Genomic DNA, 20,452 nt, shown 5'->3' with positions numbered 1-20,452 from the left:
TTTTATAAGAGTTTTTTATTTACCTGGCTTAAGTAAAAAGACACTTTTGTATCTGTTTTTTATGTCTGCCAAATTTCGTTCGGCTTCTATTCTGGTTTTGAAGTTTCCAACGATTACTTTGTAGTTTGGTGTGTTGAAAATGATCGTTCCGTCGATATTGCTGTATTCTCTTTTGAAATCGGCCAGCGTTTTTTTTGCTTCTTCGCTTTTGCCACTGAAAATTTGAATTCTATAAGTGTCGTTTGTACTTATTGATGTGTTAATTTTGCGCTTCTCCGTTAGTAATTGCTCAAATTTTGGGTCTTGATTTAATGTTAAATTTTGATCCTGAGCATGAATGTAAGATGTTAATGTTAATGCTGTCAGTGTTAAGAAAACTCTTTTCGAAGGGGTTAAAATTCTCATAATGTGATGGTTTTTATGCAAAAATACTATTTAAAGTTTGTGTGGAAAATTTTAATATTATTTAGAATTGATATAAATTGATATTTAAGACTATTTTAAGGTTTTGAGAATAGTTCATAAGTCGTATTTTTGTGCAAGTTTTAAAAGAGGGTATTCATTTTTACGAATTTATCACAGTAAAAATCATACCAAAAATTAGTAGATAATTATTATACTATATGAAAAAGGTGGGTAACCATAATTCGATCTCAAGAAAATTGCTCCTTAGCTTATCGCTAACGTTTATTTTCTCCCTAACTTCATTTGCTCAAGATGCTGCTGCTCCTGCGGCGCCTGAAGCTGCAGCTCCGGCAGCAACAACAGGTGGTGATCCAGCAAAAGGGAAAGAACTTTTTAATGCAAATTGCGCTGCATGTCACAAATTAGATGCTAAATCAACAGGTCCTGCTTTAAGAGGTGTTGCTGAAAAGCATGATATGGCTTGGATTTACAAGTGGGTGCACAACAGTTCTGATATGATTAAATCAGGAGACGCTGTTGCTGTTAAGCTTTTTGAAGAAAACAACAAGGCGGTAATGACTTCGTTTCCTCAATTATCTGAAGGTGATATTGATAATATTATCGCTTATACTTCTGAGAAAAAAGCTGAACCTGCTGCTGCGGCAGCTGGCGGAGCTGCAACTCCTCCAGGGACTAATGTGGAGAGTGGTTCAATTTCTAATAATGTTATTTTAGGAGCTCTTGCTTTAGTAATGGCTATTTTAGTTGTTATGTTGTTTATGGTGAACAAGGTGTTGACTAAAGTTGCAAGTAATAACGGAATTGAGGTTGCGCCTAAAGAAGGTAAATTGCCAATCTGGAAAGCTTTTGCTAGAAATCAATTTTTAGTATTGGTTACTTCAATTTTCTTGCTTTTGGCTAGTGGTTACTTTGTTTATGGGTATTTAATGCAAGTTGGTGTCGATCAAAATTACGAGCCAATTCAGCCAATTCATTATTCTCATAAAATCCATGCTGGAGACAATGAAATCAATTGTAAGTATTGTCACTCTGCTGCACGTGTAAGTAAAACGGCTGGTATTCCTTCTTTGAATGTTTGTATGAACTGTCATAAAAATATTTCTGAGGTTGCTGAAACTACTGCTACAGCTGAGTATAGCAAAGCGTTCTATGATGCTCAAATTCAAAAATTATATGATGCTGTTGGTTGGGATAAAACTAAACAGGCTTATACTGGAAAAACACAACCTGTAAAATGGGTTCGTATTCATAATCTTCCTGATTTTGTATATTTCAATCACTCACAACACGTTTCTGTTGCGGGAATTGAGTGTCAAACTTGTCATGGACCGGTGCAAGAATTTGAAATCATGAAGCAATACTCTAAATTAACAATGGGATGGTGTGTTGATTGCCATAGAAAAACTGATGTTAAGATGGAAGGAAATGCTTACTATGATAAAATTCATGCTGAACTTTCTAAAAAATACGGTGTAGAGAAATTAACTGCAGCGCAAATGGGAGGTTTAGAATGCGGTAAATGCCACTATTAATCGAATTATTAAGATTTTAATATTTATATACAATGTCATCAAACAAAAAATACTGGAAAAGTGTTGAAGAACTAGAGAATGGTTCTATTGTTGAGGCGCTTAGAAATAACGAATTTGTTGAAGAGATTCCTACAGATGAATTCTTAGGAAATGCTGAAGCTTTAGCTTCGTCAGGAACTTCACGTCGTGACTTTTTAAAGTACGTAGGATTTAGTACTGCAGCTGTTACACTTGCTGCTTGTGAAGGTCCTGTGCACAAGTCTATCCCTTATGTTTTACAACCAGAGCAAATCATTCCTGGTGTTGCGGATTATTATGCAACTACGGTTTTTGATGGTTTTGATTTTGCAAATCTTTTGATAAAAACTCGTGAGGGTCGTCCAATCAAAGTTGAGAACAATACTATCGAAGGTGCTAAATTTGCAGCTAACGCTAGAATTCATGCATCAATCTTAGGATTGTATGATAGTACTCGTTTGAAAGAGCCTAAATTGGAAGGAAAAAACAGTAGTTGGTCTTCTGTTGATTTGAAAATTAAAGCGAGTCTTGCTGACGCAAAAGCAAAAGGAGGACAAGTGGTATTGTTGACAAATACGTTAGCGAGTCCATCTACTGAGAAATTGATAGGTGAGTTTATTGCTAAAAATCCTAATGCAAAACATGTTGTTTATGATGCTGTTTCTTCTTCTGAGGCATTAGATGCTTTTGAGGCGGTTTATGGTGAAAGAGCTTTGGTTGATTATGATTTTTCGAAAGCTTCTTTAATTGTATCTGTTGGTGCTGACTTCTTAGGGGATTGGCAAGGTGGTGGATATGATTCTGGATATGCAAAAGGACGTATTCCTCAAAACGGAAAAATGTCTCGTCATTTTCAGTTTGAATCAAATATGACATTATCTGGAGCGGCTGCTGATAAGCGTGTTCCGATGACTACAGCTGATCAAAAACAAGCTTTAGTTCAGATTTATAATATTATTGTAGGTGCTTCTGTTCCTGTTTCTTTGGATGGTAGTTTTAAAGCTGAAGTTGTAAAAGCGGCTAAGCAATTAAAAGCTGCTGGGACAAAAGGAGTTTTAGTGTCTGGAATTGAAGATAAAAATGCTCAATTATTAGTTTTAGCTATTAATCAGCACTTGGCTAGTGAGTCTTTCAGTACTGCTGGAACAAGACAAATTAGAAAAGGTTCTAATGCTGCTGTGTCTCAATTAGTGAAAGACATGAATGCTGGAACGGTTCATACTTTAATTATGAGCGGAATCAATCCTGTGTATACATTAGCTGATTCAGCTTCTTTTGTATCTGGATTGAAAAAAGTTAAAACTTCTGTTGCTTTTTCTTTAAAAGAAGATGAAACTGCTTCTGTTGTAACAATTGCTGCGCCAGCGCCTCATTATTTAGAGTCTTGGGGTGATGTTGTAATTACAAAAGGAACTTATAGCTTAACTCAGCCTACAATTCGTCCAATATTTAATACAAAACAATTTCAAGATGTTTTATTGTCTTTGAATGGTGTTGGTGGAACTTTCTACGATTACCTTAAAGCTAATGCTTCTAGTTTTGTGGCTGGTTCTTCTTGGAACAAAGTATTACACGATGGTGTTTTAGTGACTGGTTCTGCGGCTATATCTGGTGGAGCTTTTGATGCTGCTGGTGCTGCTAGTGCACTTTCTAAATCAAAATCTGTAGGAGGCCTTGAATTAGTATTGTATACAAAAACGGGTATGGGAGATGGTCAGCATGCAAACAATCCTTGGTTGCAAGAGTTTCCAGATCCAATTACTAGAGTTTCTTGGGATAACTACATTACTGTTTCAAACGCAGACGCTAAAAAATACGATCTATCAAATGAAATCGTTGCCAATGGTGGTTTGAATGGTAGTTATGCTACAATTACATCTGCTGATGGTGTGAAAATCGAAAATGTTCCAGTTATTGTTCAGCCAGGACAAGCTGTTGGGACAATTGGATTTGCAGTTGGATATGGTCGCAAAGCGGCTTTAAAAGAAGAAATGCAAGTAGGTATTAATGCTTACTCTTTATATAAAAACTTCGATAATGTTCAGTCTATAACTTTAGCTAAAGCTAATGGTGTTCATGAGTTCGCTTGTGTTCAAGGACAAAAAACATTAATGGGTAGAGGAGATATCATTAAAGAAACTACTCTTGAAATATTTAATACTAAAGATGCTGAACATTGGAATGAAAAACCGATGGTATCTTTAGATCACCAAGAAGTTGAAGCTACAACTGTGGATTTATGGGAATCATTTGATCGTACTACGGGACATCATTTTAACCTATCTATCGATTTAAATGCTTGTACTGGATGTGGAGCATGTGTTATTGCTTGTCATGCTGAGAACAACGTTCCTGTTGTAGGTAAAGCAGAGGTAAGAAGAAGCCGTGATATGCACTGGTTGCGTATTGATAGATATTATTCTTCTGAAAGCACTTTTGAAGGTGATAATAAAAGAAAAGAAGGAATCGCTGGTTTATCTAGCTCATTGTCTACATTCAATGAAATGGAAAAAGCAGGTGAGAATCCTCAAGTAGCATTCCAGCCAGTAATGTGTCAGCACTGTAATCACGCACCTTGTGAAACAGTTTGTCCTGTTGCTGCAACGTCTCACGGTCGTGAAGGTCAAAACCACATGGCATACAACAGATGTGTTGGTACTCGTTACTGTGCAAATAACTGTCCATATAAAGTTCGTCGTTTCAACTGGTTCTTGTATAACAAAAACAGTGAATTTGACTATCACATGAATGATGATTTAGGTCGTATGGTATTGAATCCTGACGTAAACGTTCGTTCTCGTGGAGTTATGGAAAAATGTTCTATGTGTATACAAATGACACAAGCTACTAAATTGAAAGCTAAAAATGAAGGTCGCCCAGTTGCTGATGGTGAGTTCCAAACAGCTTGTTCTAGTGCTTGTTCTTCTGGAGCAATGATATTTGGTGATGTAAATGATAAGGAAAGTAAGGTTGCTAAATTAGCAGCTGATGAGAGATCTTACCACTTATTAGAGCATGTAGGAACTAAACCTAATGTGGTTTACCACGTTAAAGTTAGAAATACTTAGTAAATTATTAATTAAGAAACAATATAAAGGATTATGTCGTCTCACTACGAAGCACCCATTAGAAAACCTTTAGTTATTGGTGATAAATCTTATCACGATGTAACTGTAGATGTGGCAGCGCCTGTTGAAGGACCTGCAAATAAACAATGGTGGATTGTATTTTCAATCGCATTAACAGCCTTCCTTTGGGGATTAGGTTGTATAATTTACACCGTATCTACCGGTATTGGAACATGGGGATTAAATAAAACAGTTGGTTGGGCTTGGGATATTACGAACTTCGTTTGGTGGGTTGGTATTGGTCACGCCGGAACGTTAATTTCTGCAGTACTATTACTTTTCCGTCAACGTTGGAGAATGGCTATTAACCGTTCTGCGGAAGCAATGACTATCTTCTCGGTAGTTCAAGCAGGTTTATTTCCAATTATTCACATGGGGCGTCCATGGTTAGCATACTGGGTTTTACCTATTCCAAACCAATTTGGATCTTTATGGGTAAACTTTAACTCACCATTATTATGGGACGTTTTTGCAATTTCAACTTATCTTTCAGTATCATTAGTATTCTGGTGGACTGGATTATTACCTGACTTTGCAATGCTTAGAGATAGAGCTATTACTCCATTTAACAAGAGAGTTTATTCGATCTTAAGTTTCGGATGGAGTGGTAGAGCAAAAGATTGGCAACGTTTTGAAGAAGTATCATTAGTATTAGCTGGTTTAGCTACTCCTCTTGTACTTTCTGTACATACGATTGTATCGATGGACTTTGCTACTTCTGTAATTCCTGGATGGCATACAACAATTTTCCCTCCTTACTTCGTTGCTGGAGCGGTATTCTCGGGATTTGCGATGGTAAACACATTGTTGATCGTTATGAGAAAAGTTTCTAACCTTGAAGCGTATATCACATTACAACATATCGAATTAATGAATATCATTATCATGATTACTGGTTCGATTGTAGGTGTTGCTTACATCACTGAGTTATTCGTAGCTTGGTATTCAGGTGTAGAGTATGAGCAATATGCATTCTTAAACAGAGCTACTGGACCTTACTGGTGGGCATATTGGTCGATGATGACTTGTAACGTGTTCTCTCCACAATTTATGTGGTTCAAAAAATTAAGAACAAGTATAATGTTCTCATTCATTATTTCGATTGTAGTAAACATCGGAATGTGGTTTGAAAGATTTGTAATTATTGTTACTTCTTTACATAGAGATTACCTTCCATCTTCTTGGACAATGTTCTCACCAACATTTGTTGATATTGGAATTTTCATTGGAACAATTGGTTTCTTCTTTGTATTGTTTTTATTGTACTCTAGAACATTCCCTGTAATTGCTCAGGCAGAGGTAAAAACAATTTTGAAAGGAACAGGAGATAATTACGTTAGAGAAAGAGCAAACAGTAAAGATTCACATCATGAGTAATAAAGTAATATACGCCATTTATAATGACGATGATATTTTGATGGATGCAGTAAAGAAAACTAGAGCTGCTCACCATCATATTGAAGAGGTTTTTACTCCATTTCCTGTTCACGGATTGGATAAAGCCATGGGCTTAGCGCCAACAAGATTAGCAATCTGTTCTTTCTTATACGGATGTGTTGGTATTTCTGTTGCCACTACAATGATGGGTTATATCATGATTCATGACTGGCCACAAGATATTGGTGGAAAGCCTAGTTTTAGTTTCATTCAAAATATGCCATCTTTTGTGCCTATTATGTTTGAGATGACAGTATTTTTTGCTGCGCACTTAATGGTAATCACTTTTTATATGAGAAGTAGATTATGGCCATTTAAAGAAGCTGAAAATCCTGATGTAAGAACAACAGATGATCACTTCTTAATGGAAGTAGCAGTAAATGATAACGAAGCAGAATTGGTTTCTTTCTTTGAAGGAACTGGTGCTGTCGAAGTTAAAGTAATAGAAAAGAATTAATTGTAGCTATGAAAAGGATATATAAAATAACACTTTTAGTTGGTATAACTATTTTAGTTTCATCTTGCCACAATAATTCGGCACCGAACTATCAGTATTTCCCAAATATGTACGAATCTGTAGGTTATGAGCCTTATGCAGAAGCAAAAGTATTTAAGGGAGGAAAAGAAGGTCAGCTTCCTGTTGAAGGAACTATTAATAGAGGTTTTGAACCTTATGAGTATGAAAATTCGACTGCAGGTTACGAATTGGCAAAAGCTAATTTGAAATCACCTTTGACTGAAGCAGATAGAAATTCTGGGAAAGGAAAAGAGCTTTTCGAAATTTATTGTATCAGTTGTCATGGTGCTACTGGTAACGGTAAAGGTAAATTGGTTGAAAGAGAAAAATTTCTTGGAGTTCCTAGTTATAAAGACAGGGTAATTACTGAAGGAAGTATTTTCCACGTTGAGACTTATGGTTTAAATGCAATGGGTTCACACGCAAATCAATTAAGCGCCCACGAACGTTGGTTAGTTGCTGACTATGTTCTAAAACTAAAAAGCCAATTATAATTGTTGAACAAACTGATCGTAATAGATATGTATACATTTTCAAGTAAATTAAAAACTTTTTCTATCATCTTAATGGTCCTTGGCCTATTAGGAATTGGGTATGGTTTTTTAAGTGCACCTAAAGATATTCAAGAAGTTGAAAAAATACTAGCTGCGGATGCTCACGGTTCGCATGGGGCTGCACATGGAGAAGCTGCTGAAGCTTCTCATAAAGATGCTGCGCATCATGAAGTTGCTGAAGCTTCACATGAATCACACAAAGGTGGAGAACATGAAAAAGTTGGAGCAACAGATGAGCATACTGAACATTTAACGCATGTATTGCACCAATTGCAAAATAAGCCATGGTCTGCATTATATGTTGCTTGTATTTTCTTTTTACTGCTTTCTATGGGAGTTCTAGCATTTTATGCTATTCAACAAGTAGCCCAAGCAGGTTGGTCTCCAGTTTTATTTAGAGTTATGCAGGGTATCACTGCTTATCTACCAGCTGGTTCAATCATTTTCTTTATTATATTAGTTTTATGCGGATTGCATTTCAACCATATTTTTGTATGGCTTGGTGAAGGAGTTACTGATCCAACGAGTCCAAATTATGACGCAATTATTGCGGGAAAATCAGGATATTTAAATTTCCCATTTTGGATCGCAAGAGCTTTTGTCTTTTTATTAGGATGGAATATTTACCGTTATATTTCAAGAAAGAACTGCTTAGCACAAGATGAAGCGAATGATGATCTTTACTACAAAAAGAATTTCAAAGCTTCTGCTGGATTCCTTGTATTCTTCATCGTTTCTGAGTCTATTATGTCTTGGGACTGGATTATGTCATTTGATCCGCACTGGTTCAGTACTTTGTTTGGATGGTATGTATTTGCTTCTTTCTTTGTAAGTGGTATTACTGCTATTGCTTTAGTGACAGTATATTTAAAATCAAAAGGATATTTAGAGTATGTAAATACAAGCCATATACACGATTTAGCTAAATTTATGTTTGGTATTAGTGTTTTCTGGACTTATTTATGGTTCTCTCAATTTATGTTGATCTGGTATGCTAACATTCCAGAAGAGGTTACTTATTTTGTTACAAGAATTCAATTATATAACTTGCCTTTCTTTGGAGCGGTTGTTATGAACTTTGTGTTCCCATTGTTAATATTAATCAATACAGATTTCAAACGTCTTAATTGGGTAATTGTTATGGCTGGTATTGTGATCTTATTAGGACACTATGTTGATTTCTTTAATATGATTATGCCTGGTACAGTTGGAGACAAATGGTTTATCGGTGTTCCTGAAATTGCATCTATTCTTTTCTTCTTAGGGTTGTTTATTTTTGTTGTATTTACTGCATTAACTAAAGTTCCTTTGTTGGCAAAAAGAAATCCTTTCATTGAAGAAAGTAAACATTTTCATTATTAATATTTAAAGAAGTAAACAGATGACAAGTTTGTTGGTAATTATAGTTGTAGTTTTATTAGCAGTTGCATTATGGCAATTGACGAAGATATTTGACCTTACTCAGGTTGGTTCTTCTTCGGACGATTCTCAGGTTGCATCAGATAATGATAATAATATTCAAGGATATATTATGTTCGGCTTTTTAGCTTTCATTTATATATTTACGATTTATGGTTTACTAAAATGGGGTAATTTAGCGCTTCATACACCTGCTTCTGAGCATGGACTTTTAGTAGACAACTTAATGAATATTACTTGGGTTTTAATTTTTATAGTTCAAGTTATAACTCAAGGTTTATTGTATTGGTTTTCTTTTAAAAATAGAGGACACAAAGACAGAAAGGCATTATTTTTTGCTGATAGCAATAAATTAGAAGCTATTTGGAGTATTATACCTTCTGTGGTTTTAGCTTGTTTAATTCTTTATGGATTATATGCTTGGAACAACATTATGTTTGTTGACAAAGATGAAGATGTAGTTGAAATTGAATTATACGCTCAACAATTTAAATGGACTGCTAGATATGCAGGAAAAGATAATGTTTTAGGAAAAGCAAATGTTCGTTTGATTGAAGGAGTTAATACTTTAGGTGTTGATATGTCTGATCCAAATGCTCAAGATGATATTGTTGTAACAGAATTACATATTCCAAAAGGAAAAAAAGTGCATTTTAAAATGCGTTCTCAAGATGTATTGCACTCAGCTTATATGCCTCATTTTAGAGCGCAAATGAACTGTGTTCCTGGTATGGTTACAGAGTTTGCATTTATTCCAACTTATACAACGGCTGAGTACAGAGAGTTACCATTTATGGTTGAAAAAGTTGCACATATCAATAAACTTAGAGCTGAAAAAAGTGCTGAGTTAGTTGCTAAAGGTGGAACGGCTTTAGATCCTTATACATTTGATTACTTATTATTATGTAATAAAATCTGTGGAGCTTCTCACTACAATATGCAAATGAAAGTTGTTGTTGATACTCCTGAAGAGTATAAAAAATGGTTAAGTGAAAAAACTACTTTAGCTCAAGATATCGAAGCTGCGAAAGCGGCTGAGAAACCAGCTGAAGGAGCTGCTCCAACTACTGATACTACTGCAAAAGTTCAAGATACTGTAAAAGCAGTTATTGATACTGTTAAAGCGGTGGTAGCTAAAGTTGCGATGAAATAATATATTATTAAGAAAATTTAAAGTACACATATATGTCAGCAGAAGCGCACGGTCACGATCACGGACACGATCACGAGCACGAACATCATCATAAAGACACGTTCATTACTAAGTATATTTTTAGTATTGATCACAAAATGATTGCTAAACAATACTTGATTACAGGTATTATTATGGGGATTATTGGTATCGTAATGTCTTTGCTTTTCAGAATGCAATTGGCTTGGCCAGAAGAGTCTTTCAAAATCTTTAATGTTCTATTAGGAGATAAATTTGCACCTGATGGTGTAATGGCAAATGATATTTATCTAGCTTTAGTTACGATTCACGGTACCATTATGGTATTTTTCGTATTGACAGCTGGTTTAAGTGGTACTTTTAGTAACTTACTTATTCCACTTCAGATTGGGGCACGAGATATGGCTTCTGGATTTATGAATATGATTTCATACTGGTTGTTCTTTTTATCTGCGGTAGTAATGTTATGTTCTTTATTTGTTGAAGCTGGACCAGCATCTGCAGGTTGGACAATTTATCCTCCATTAAGTGCATTGCCACAGGCAATTCCAGGTTCTGGAACAGGTATGACTTTATGGTTGGTTTCAATGGCTATCTTTATTGCATCTTCTTTAATGGGATCATTAAATTACATTGTAACTGTTATTAACTTAAGAACTAAAGGAATGTCTATGACTAGACTTCCTCTTACAATCTGGACATTTTTCGTAACAGCTATTATTGGTGTTATTTCGTTTCCAGTATTATTATCTGCAGCTTTATTGTTGATTTTCGATAGAAGTTTTGGTACTTCATTCTTCTTATCTGATATTTATATCGCTGGAGAGGTTTTACATTACCAAGGAGGTTCTCCGGTATTGTTTGAGCACTTATTCTGGTTCTTAGGACACCCTGAGGTTTACATCGTAATCTTGCCTGCAATGGGTCTTGTATCTGAAATTATGGCTACAAACTCTCGTAAACCAATCTTTGGTTACAGAGCGATGATTATGTCAGTTCTTGCAATTGCATTTTTATCAACTATTGTTTGGGGTCACCACATGTTTATCTCTGGTATGAATCCTTTCTTAGGATCTGTATTTACTTTTACAACTTTATTGATTGCAATTCCATCTGCTGTAAAAGCATTTAACTGGATTACTACTTTATGGAAAGGTAACTTACAATTTAACCCTGCAATGTTATTCTCTATTGGAATGGTTTCTACTTTCATCACTGGAGGTTTAACTGGAATCATTTTAGGAGATAGTACTTTGGATATCAACGTTCATGATACTTACTTCGTAATTGCTCACTTTCACTTAGTAATGGGTATCTCTGCTCTTTACGGAATGTTTGCTGGTATTTACCACTGGTTCCCTAAAATGTACGGAAGAATGTTGAACAAAAACTTAGGTTATATTCACTTCTGGGTAACTGCAGTTTGTGCTTATGGAGTTTTCTTCCCAATGCACTTTATTGGATTAGCTGGTTTACCAAGACGTTATTATACAAACACAAACTTCCCATTATTTGATGATTTACAAAATGTGAATGTTTTAATTACAACATTTGCTCTTGTAGGAGGTGCATTCCAATTAGTATTCTTATACAATTTCTTTAGCAGTATTTTCTACGGTAAGAAAGCAGTTCAGAATCCATGGAAATCTACAACTTTAGAGTGGACTACTCCAGTTGAGCATATCCACGGTAACTGGCCAGGTGAAATTCCTCATGTATATCGTTGGCCGTATGACTATAGTAACCCAAATCACGATGTAGATTTTGTTCCTCAAAATGTACCAATGAAGGAAGGTGAAGAAGTTTTACACCACTAAAAATAATTAAAAGACTATCAGAAATGATAGTCTTTTTTTGTTAGTTAAAATTTTAAACGTTCAATTTTGCTGTTTTACAAACTGATTACTTTCTCTATCTTTGTAGGATGAATGAAAATCTAGATCCTACTACTAAAGGATATAACTCAGAAGAATTAGATCTTGAAAAAAGATTGCGTCCGTTGTCATTTGATGATTTTGCTGGGCAAGATCAGGTTTTGGAAAACTTAAAAGTTTTTGTTGCGGCAGCAAATCAGCGTGGTGAAGCACTTGACCATGCTCTTTTTCATGGTCCTCCGGGGCTTGGTAAAACTACTCTGGCAAATATCTTGGCTAACGAACTTCAAGTGGGAATTAAAATAACCTCTGGACCTGTATTAGACAAGCCTGGTGATTTAGCTGGATTATTGACTAATTTAGACGAAAGGGATGTTTTATTCATTGATGAGATTCATAGATTGAGTCCTGTTGTTGAGGAATATTTATATTCTGCAATGGAGGATTTCAAAATCGATATTATGATAGAATCTGGTCCGAATGCTAGAACAGTTCAGATTAATTTGAATCCATTTACATTGATAGGTGCAACAACTCGTTCAGGATTATTAACTGCTCCGATGAGAGCACGTTTCGGGATTTCATCCCGTTTGCAATATTATACTACAGAACTTTTGACAACGATTGTTGAACGCAGTGCATCTATTTTAAAAATGCCAATCGATCTTGAAGCTGCAATTGAAATTGCTGGGCGCAGTCGAGGAACACCTCGTATTGCAAATGCATTATTAAGGCGTGTTCGTGATTTTGCTCAGATAAAAGGAAACGGAAGAATTGATTTAGAAATTTCACGTTATGCTTTAAAAGCATTAAATGTAGATGCGCATGGACTAGATGAAATGGATAATAAAATCTTACTGACTATTATCAATAAATTTAAAGGAGGTCCGGTTGGACTTTCAACTTTGGCAACAGCAGTTTCTGAAAGTAGTGAAACTATTGAGGAAGTCTATGAGCCTTTTTTAATTCAAGAAGGATTTATCATGCGTACACCTAGAGGTAGAGAAGTGACTGATAAAGCATATAAGCATCTTGGAAAAATAAATACAAATAATATCCAAGGAGGTTTATTTTAATTTCTTTTTATGTCTGTTGGCAAAAAATATAATTATCCTAATCAATTATCAATATTTAGATTCTTTTTAGATTCGGAAGGAGTTCGAAAAAATCCTATACCGTTTCATAAAAGATATTTTGATAAGTTAGGCGATTCATTTTCTTTGAAGATTGGTTTTTCTAAGCATTTGATTTTGTCTCGTGATAATGAGATTGTGCAGTACATTTTAGTTAAAAATCAGAAGAATTATCATAAGTCAAAGTTCCAGTCATTTTATCTTTCTAAGTATTTAGGAAAAGGGCTTTTAACTAGTGATGGTGATTTTTGGTTGAAACAAAGAAGACTTATTCAGCCTGCATTTCATAAACAGAAAATGAACATGCTTGTAGAAAATATGAATAAGGCAATTAGTGCTGAAATCATTAATTTGAAAGAAAATGAAGTTGTCAATGCCTTTCCGGCTATGAGCCAACTCGCATTTAATTTTGTAGCAAAATCATTATTTGAGTTTTCCATTTCTGAAGAAAAACTGCATAGAATAAAATTTATTATCGAAGAAGTTCAAAAGTTTTTAGTCAAAGAGATTAGGCTTCCCCATAAAGCTTTGTGGTTTTCTTTAAGTGGTCAAGTCAAAACGCATTTAAAATTAGCGCAAGAGAACAATCGAATTATACAGGAAATTATCGAGGAAAGGAATTCTTCAAATGATGATTTTAATGATTTGCTTAATATGCTAATGGAAACTCGTTATGAAGATAACGGAGAGAGTATGTCTATGGAACAATTGATTGACGAGATAAAAGTATTATTTATAGCTGGACACGAAACAACTGCTAATGCCTTAACCTTTACACTTCATTTTTTAGGAAGATATCCAGAGGTGCAACAAAAGGTTTTTGATGAGATTGCTGAAATTGAATCACAAACTGATAATATTATTGAGCAACTTCAAAAGATGGTATATTTAAATGCCGTTTTGAATGAGTCGATGCGATTATATTCTCCGGCGTGGATAACAGATAGACAAAATGTTGAAGATGATATAGTAGGTTCATATAAAATAAAAAAGGGAACTTTGATTGGGGTTTCGTTTTATGAATTGCACCGAAATCCGAAGTATTGGGAAAATCCAGATGCGTTTATTCCTGAACGATTTTTGGGAGAGCAGAAGAAGCAATCAATGCAGTATTTTTATCCTTTTGGAGCGGGGCCAAGAATGTGTATTGGAGCAGGATTTGCTATTTACGAAATGTGCTTAGCTATTTCGCAGATTGTAAAACGCTATATTGTAAAATCAAATACCGATAAAGTCGAATTTAATCCGTTAGTGACTTTAAAGCCTGTGAATGTAGAAGTTTCATTTTCTAAAAGATGAGCATTAATTCGAAAGAAACATATTCAAAATTTATAAAAGACGAAGCCAAAAGGCTTGGTTTTCTTTCGTGTGGAATTTCAAAAGCTGGATTTTTGGAAGAAGAAGCTCCTCGTTTAGAAAAATGGTTAAACAATAACCATAACGGTAAAATGGCCTATATGGAAAACCATTTTGATAAACGTCTCGATCCTACCTTGCTTGTTGATGACGCAAAAAGTGTAATTTCACTTCTTTTAAACTATTTTCCGTCGGAATCGCAAAATGAAGATAGTTTTAAAATCTCAAAATACGCCTATGGACAGGATTATCATTTTGTTATAAAAGAAAAACTAAAAGAGTTAATTCATTCTATTGAAGAAAATATTGGAGAAGTTGCAGGTCGCGCTTTTGTAGACTCTGCTCCAGTTTTAGACAAAGCTTGGGCAGCAAAAAGTGGCCTGGGCTGGATTGGAAAAAACAGCAACTTAATAACACAAAAAGTGGGCTCTTTTTATTTTATTGCCGAATTGATTTTAGATCTCGATTTAGAATACGATCACAAAGTGACCGATCATTGTGGATCTTGTACGGCATGTATTGATGCTTGTCCCACGCAGGCAATTCTAGCGCCATATGTTGTTGATGGGAGCAAATGTATATCATATTATACGATTGAATTAAAAGAAAATCTACCAAATGAGATGAAGGGGAAATTTGATGAATGGATGTTTGGCTGTGATACCTGCCAAGATGTTTGTCCGTGGAATCGATTTTCAAAACCTCATTCAGAACCGTTATTTAATCCTAATCCTGACTTGCTTTCTTTCTCGAAAAAAGAGTGGACTGAAATTACAGAGGAAACTTTCCGTGTCGTTTTTAAAAATTCCCCAATTAAAAGAACCAAATTTGAGGGGCTAAAACGAAATATCTCCTTTTTGAAATAAAAATATTAGACAAAATTTTGAGGCTTTTTGCTAATGTATAATTCGAAAAATTTTCTTTTTAGAAAGACACATTTTTTGTAAGAGTCTATTTTTTAATTCACTACGTGTGTCTTTTTAGTGTTGTAAGAAATAAAATACACCTTAAGCACTTTGTCGATAATTGTCATCGACAAATGACACATTATCTCATGATTTGTTTCATAGCATATTTTTTGAATTAATTATTTCGCAGCGATTAACATTAATTTAATACAAAGTTTTCTTTTATATAAAGGGATATAAGATTGCCTTAATTTTCTATGGAAAAATATAAATTGAAGCTTTATTTAAAAATCATAGATCAATTATGTGTTTTTATTTCATGAGTTAACGTATTTGTAATCAGTTGTTTGTTTTGTTTTTCTTTGTACTTGTCTAACGCTAAGAAGGAATAGCATTTCTCTTGATCAGAAAAATAGAACAGGGAAATTTTTCTAGTTGAAAAAAAATTAAATAAAAAATATGGATACGTGATTAGAGGAATAAACAGCAAACAAATGTTAAAAGAAATTTGCATCATTAAATACTGTTTGTTTTGTAAGATATTTTGATGTTTTTGTTTTAAATGATTGATATTTGTGAATTATTGGTAGTTATTTAAGAAAATTCATCTATTTTGTTGTCAATTACTTATTTTTTTGGACTTATTGATCTAAATTTAACCGAATAAAAGTGTTGTTCAACGTTTTTATAGGTAGTTTGTCGACTAAAGTGGCTAGTTATTAGGTGTTTATATACTTTCGCGACACCAAAACTACCAAAAACCTATGAATCAATTTTTATTTCTTGAGCCTACAAAGGTTCAAATGTATTCTGATTTTGATAAAAATCTGATCAAAGATTTTGTTTATTATTCAAAATCCAATCTCTCCTTTTTTTCGTATCTGTCTCATCTGCTGAAAACCATTGAAGATTTTTCAGTTGACAATATTTGCACTTCTCAAATCTCAATTGCGTATGCGTAACTCTACTTTTTGTCAGTCTAGATTTTCTAGGCTAAAATTTTTTATTGCATTTTTATTATTGGCGAGCTCCAGTGCTTCTGCTCAGTTCTACACGAAACATTATATAGCACCAGCACCTTGGCAGTATTTTAGTAAATCGAACGAAATTGTAATTGCAACAAAGTCAGAAACTCCTGTAACAATTACGTTGTCTAAGAGCAATGGTGTTTTAGAGACCACTTTAACAGCCGTAAAAGGAACGCCTGCGGTTTATAGATTTCAACTTCTCGCAAGAGATCTACCAATGAATGCCTTGAATACGGTACTTACTGGTGCCGGATTAATAGTCGAAAGTACAGGGCCTACATCGGTAAATATGCGAAATGTTGCTTCTGATGATAATTCAGGAGATAATAATGATGCGTATTTGAAGGGTAATGCAGCCTTGACTAGTTTTGGCGATGCTGGGCTCGGGGTTCGTTTTAGAGTAGGTTATTATAGAGATGGAAGTTTAGGAAGTTTTAGTACGTTTGGAGACCAGCGCCCTATTTACAGTATTATGGCTACTGCTGATAATACGAGTGTAAAAATCAATAATGTTGTTACAACTACTTTAAACGCTGGTCAAAGTTATTTGTTTAAGGCGGCAATTGGAACTTTAGTAGAATCTTCTAGTCCGGCTGTTATGAATACAGCGGCAGCGATTGATATGCCTGATGGTTGTGGAGACAGCGCTTATAATCAAATTCCACCAGAATCAGTTTTGGGAACAGAATACTTCATCGAAAGAGGAAAAGGAAATAATAAAGCGGAACAAACCACAGTTGTTGCAACAAAAGATGATACACACTTAGTAATCAATACATATTCTACTACTGGTGTTGTGGTAGGAACGACAAATGTCACATTAGCAACCGCAGGAAGTTTTCATACTTTCAATAATGGTTCTTTAGATACGCCATTTTCAGCATCACGTGTTGCTGCAGATAAGAGAGTTGTAGTATATTCAGGAACTGCTCAATCTTGTGAAGTTGATATTTCGACTATTGCTCCAGTGTCGGAGTGTGGTGGATCTAATTTCATAGAAACGGCAAAATTTAGAAATTATGGCACGGGTACATTACCCTACTTTGGATACATACTTTTGAGAAGTAAAGATGATGCCGTAATGGTTAATGGAACCAATATTGAAACTAGAAACGGTGTTGCTGCAAGACACCAATTAGGAAGCACTGGTTGGTATATTATAAATTTTGAAGATACACAAATTGGAAGTCCAAATGTTCTGTCGATTTCAAGTGAGAGTAAAATGACCGTATCAATTGTACAGCAAGGAGGCGGATTCTCGATGGCGGGTTTTTTCTCAAATTTTGCAGCTCAGCCAGATGAACCAACTTTAACTTATATTGCAGGTGGAGGTTGCACCAACAATACAGCAGAACTTACGACTCCACCCACTTTTGATCCCTATCAATGGTATTTTAACGGAACAGCAATAAGTGGCGCAAACTCATCAACTTATACGGCTACAAAAACGGGGAACTATACAGTGTCCTCTACTTTGGCTTGTGGGGCTCAAACGCAATCAAAGCCAGTTAACGTTATTTTGTGTACCGATTTAGGAATTACTAAAACAGTTGATAATGCAACGCCATGTATTGGATCAAATGTTGAATTTACTGTAAGAGTTAGTAACCTAGGAGGAAACAATGTTTCGGGAGTTTCTGTTAATGATTTACTTCCATCAGGTTATACTTATGTAAGTTCATCACCTTCTGTTGGAGTTTACGATTCATCAACTGGTACGTGGAGTATTGGTGACGTAGATGCACAAACATCTGTAACATTAAAAATTAATGCAACAGTAAAATCATCTGGAAATTATACTAATACGGCAACATTGCCTGCTTCAATAGATTCAAACACTGCAAATAATTCGGCTAGTGCTGCAGTAAATCCAAAACCTGTGGTTACCCTCGTGACTAATGCTTTTACTGCTTGTGTTTCTGGCGATTTGACAGCAGCTTCGGTTACAGCGGGAAGCAGTAATAATTTAACTTTTTCATACTGGACAAATTCAGCCGCTACATCGGCAGTGGTTACTCCAACTTCTGTCGCAAGTGGAACGTATTATATAAAAGCAGTTTCGGCAGAAGGATGCACAGCTATAAAATCAGTTTCAGTTAATGTCGTTCAGCCATCAGGCAAACCTTCAATCAGCTTCCAAAGTGGCTCAGCAACAGCTTGTTCTTCTACATCTGTTATTTTGAGATCATCAGGTAACTCTGGAAGTTGGTTATGGTCTACTGGAGAAACTACTAAAGATATTACTGTAACTACGGATGGAACCTACTCAGTTAGAAGGGTAAATAGTTCTGGATGTATAAGTGAAGTTTCTGATTCAGTTGTTGTTACCTTGAAACCAGCCGTACCAACAGCACCTACCCCTCAATCATTTTGTGCTTCTGAAAATAAAAAAATAAGTGATTTGGTAGCGACAGGAACAAATTTAAAATGGTACAACGCTTTAACAAATGGAACACAATATGCAGCAACTGCTACATTGGCAGCAGGAACTTATTATGTTAGCCAAACTGGAACAAATGGATGCGAAAGTTCTAGAACTGCAGTGCAAGTAACAGTAAGCAACTCATCTGCGCCAGTTGCTTCGGCACAAACATTTTGTTTTGTTGAAAATAAAAAAATAAGTGATTTAGTAGTTTCTGGTACCAATTTGAAATGGTATAATCAGTCAACAGGAGGAACGCAATATGTAGGAACTGAAACCTTAGTTACAAGAAATTATTATGTAACTCAAACAGCTGGCAGTTGTCCAGAAAGTGCAAGAACATTGGTTGCGGTAACAATAAACAATGTTCCATCTGCACCAACAGCGTCATCTCAGACTTTTTGTGGAACAGATTCGAAAACAGTAAATGATTTAATAGCTGTTGGAACAAATTTAAAATGGTATAATCAATTAACTGGCGGAACACTTTATACTGGATCGGAAATGCTTTCATCAGGAAATTATTATGTAAGCCAATCTAATAGTTGTGGAGAGAGTACAAGGACTACGGTCACAGTTACGGTAAATAATACAGCGGCACCGATAGCTTCAGCACAATCATTTTGTTTACCAGATGCTAAAAAAGTAAGCGATTTAAGTGCAACTGGAACAGGTTTAAAATGGTATAATGCGAGCACAGGTGGGACACAATATGCAGGAAATGAGACTTTATCGTCAAACAATTATTATGTTTCGCAAACAGTAAATGGTTGTGAAAGTTCAAGAACTTTGGTTGTAGTTACAGTAAATAGTACATCTTCACCAACTGCATCATCTCTGACATTCTGTTCTGCAGATGGTAAAAAAGTAAGTGATTTAACTGTTACTTCAGGTACAAATTTAAAATGGTATACTGCAAGTACAGGAGGAACACAATATACGGGAAATGAGATTTTATCTTCAAATAATTATTACGTAAGTCAAACAGTTAATAATTGTGAAAGTACAAGGACGTTGGTTTCGGTTACAGTAAATCCGACACCAGTTACACCGTCAATTAATGCTGGAGGTTCAACAATATTTTGTACAGGTGGAAGCGTAGTTTTAACTTCAACCAGCGGAATAGGATATTTATGGTCTAATGGGGCAACTACCCAATCAATTACAGTTTCAAATTCAGGAAGCTACAGTGTTCAGGTTTCAAATGCTTCTGGTTGCTATAGTGCATCTTCAACAGCGTTGAATGTGACTGTAAATACTATTCCTTCAGCTCCGACAGCTTCAGACCAGACATTCTGTTCAGTTGATGCAAAAACAGTTGGTGATCTATCACCTTCAGGAACAGGAATCAAATGGTATAGTTCCAATTCAGCTAGCACAGCATATGCAGGCACAGAAACATTGTCTGTAGGAACTTATTATGTAAGCCAGACAACGAGTGGATGCGAGAGCGCGAGAACTGCTGTAAATGTGACGGTTACTCCAAAACAGGCTGATGTGGTAACGAATGCAACGATCTGCTCAGGAGA

General features: G+C 35.3%; 13 protein-coding genes. 12 read left to right on the top strand and 1 reads right to left on the bottom strand.

Translation table 11 applies throughout. The features are described 5' to 3' along the window. Window positions 1-15: 15 nt before the first annotated feature. Window positions 16-405 carry an SPOR domain-containing protein gene (locus tag H600_RS0109660; protein WP_026728595.1) on the bottom strand — a complete coding sequence of 130 codons (390 nt, stop codon included), beginning with the start codon at window positions 403-405 and terminating at the stop codon, window positions 16-18. Window positions 406-623: 218 nt separating this feature from the next. Here H600_RS0109660 and H600_RS0109655 point away from each other — a divergent pair, with 218 nt between their 5' ends. The 12 genes from H600_RS0109655 to H600_RS22535 form a co-directional block, all read left to right on the top strand. Further along, window positions 624-1,958: a c-type cytochrome gene (locus H600_RS0109655; protein WP_026728594.1), complete on the top strand. Its 1,335-nt coding sequence runs from the start codon at window positions 624-626 to the stop codon at window positions 1,956-1,958. A gap of 32 nt (window positions 1,959-1,990) precedes the next feature. Further along, window positions 1,991-5,044, top strand: a complete 3,054-nt coding sequence (locus H600_RS0109650) for a TAT-variant-translocated molybdopterin oxidoreductase (protein ID WP_026728593.1) — start codon at window positions 1,991-1,993, stop codon at window positions 5,042-5,044. 33 nt (window positions 5,045-5,077) lie between these two features. After that, complete coding sequence (gene nrfD / locus H600_RS0109645; protein WP_026728592.1) at window positions 5,078-6,481, top strand: NrfD/PsrC family molybdoenzyme membrane anchor subunit; 1,404 nt, start codon at window positions 5,078-5,080, stop codon at window positions 6,479-6,481. Further along, window positions 6,474-6,998 carry a DUF3341 domain-containing protein gene (locus H600_RS0109640; RefSeq protein WP_026728591.1) on the top strand — a complete coding sequence of 175 codons (525 nt, stop codon included), beginning with the start codon at window positions 6,474-6,476 and terminating at the stop codon, window positions 6,996-6,998. The genes nrfD and H600_RS0109640 overlap by 8 nt, the downstream gene beginning before the upstream one ends. A gap of 8 nt (window positions 6,999-7,006) precedes the next feature. Beyond that, the gene (locus H600_RS0109635) at window positions 7,007-7,552 is read left to right on the top strand and encodes a c-type cytochrome (protein ID WP_026728590.1); all 546 of its coding nucleotides are present in this window, start codon (window positions 7,007-7,009) and stop codon (window positions 7,550-7,552) included. A 27-nt stretch (window positions 7,553-7,579) separates the two neighbouring features. Next, complete coding sequence (locus H600_RS0109630) at window positions 7,580-8,974, top strand: hypothetical protein (RefSeq protein WP_026728589.1); 1,395 nt, start codon at window positions 7,580-7,582, stop codon at window positions 8,972-8,974. 19 nt (window positions 8,975-8,993) lie between these two features. Continuing rightward, entirely contained in the window at window positions 8,994-10,184 is a 1,191-nt protein-coding gene (locus tag H600_RS0109625; protein WP_026728588.1) for a cytochrome c oxidase subunit II, read from the top strand. 32 nt (window positions 10,185-10,216) lie between these two features. Beyond that, the gene (locus H600_RS0109620) at window positions 10,217-12,019 is read left to right on the top strand and encodes a cytochrome c oxidase subunit I (RefSeq protein ID WP_026728587.1); all 1,803 of its coding nucleotides are present in this window, start codon (window positions 10,217-10,219) and stop codon (window positions 12,017-12,019) included. A 107-nt stretch (window positions 12,020-12,126) separates the two neighbouring features. Then, window positions 12,127-13,152: a Holliday junction branch migration DNA helicase RuvB gene (gene ruvB, locus H600_RS0109615; RefSeq protein ID WP_026728586.1), complete on the top strand. Its 1,026-nt coding sequence runs from the start codon at window positions 12,127-12,129 to the stop codon at window positions 13,150-13,152. A 9-nt stretch (window positions 13,153-13,161) separates the two neighbouring features. Then, entirely contained in the window at window positions 13,162-14,508 is a 1,347-nt protein-coding gene (locus tag H600_RS0109610) for a cytochrome P450 (RefSeq protein WP_026728585.1), read from the top strand. Beyond that, the gene (gene queG / locus H600_RS0109605) at window positions 14,505-15,431 is read left to right on the top strand and encodes a tRNA epoxyqueuosine(34) reductase QueG (RefSeq protein ID WP_035108543.1); all 927 of its coding nucleotides are present in this window, start codon (window positions 14,505-14,507) and stop codon (window positions 15,429-15,431) included. The genes H600_RS0109610 and queG overlap by 4 nt, the downstream gene beginning before the upstream one ends. Window positions 15,432-16,427: 996 nt before the next feature. Continuing rightward, window positions 16,428-20,452, top strand: a 4,025-nt coding sequence (locus H600_RS22535; protein WP_157509895.1) for an Ig-like domain-containing protein, incomplete at its 3' end; no start/stop codon positions are given.

It is taken from the genome of Flavobacterium denitrificans DSM 15936, from assembly GCF_000425445.1.
GTDB lineage: Bacteria > Bacteroidota > Bacteroidia > Flavobacteriales > Flavobacteriaceae > Flavobacterium > Flavobacterium denitrificans.
This window is presented reverse-complemented; position numbering and strand designations above follow the sequence as displayed.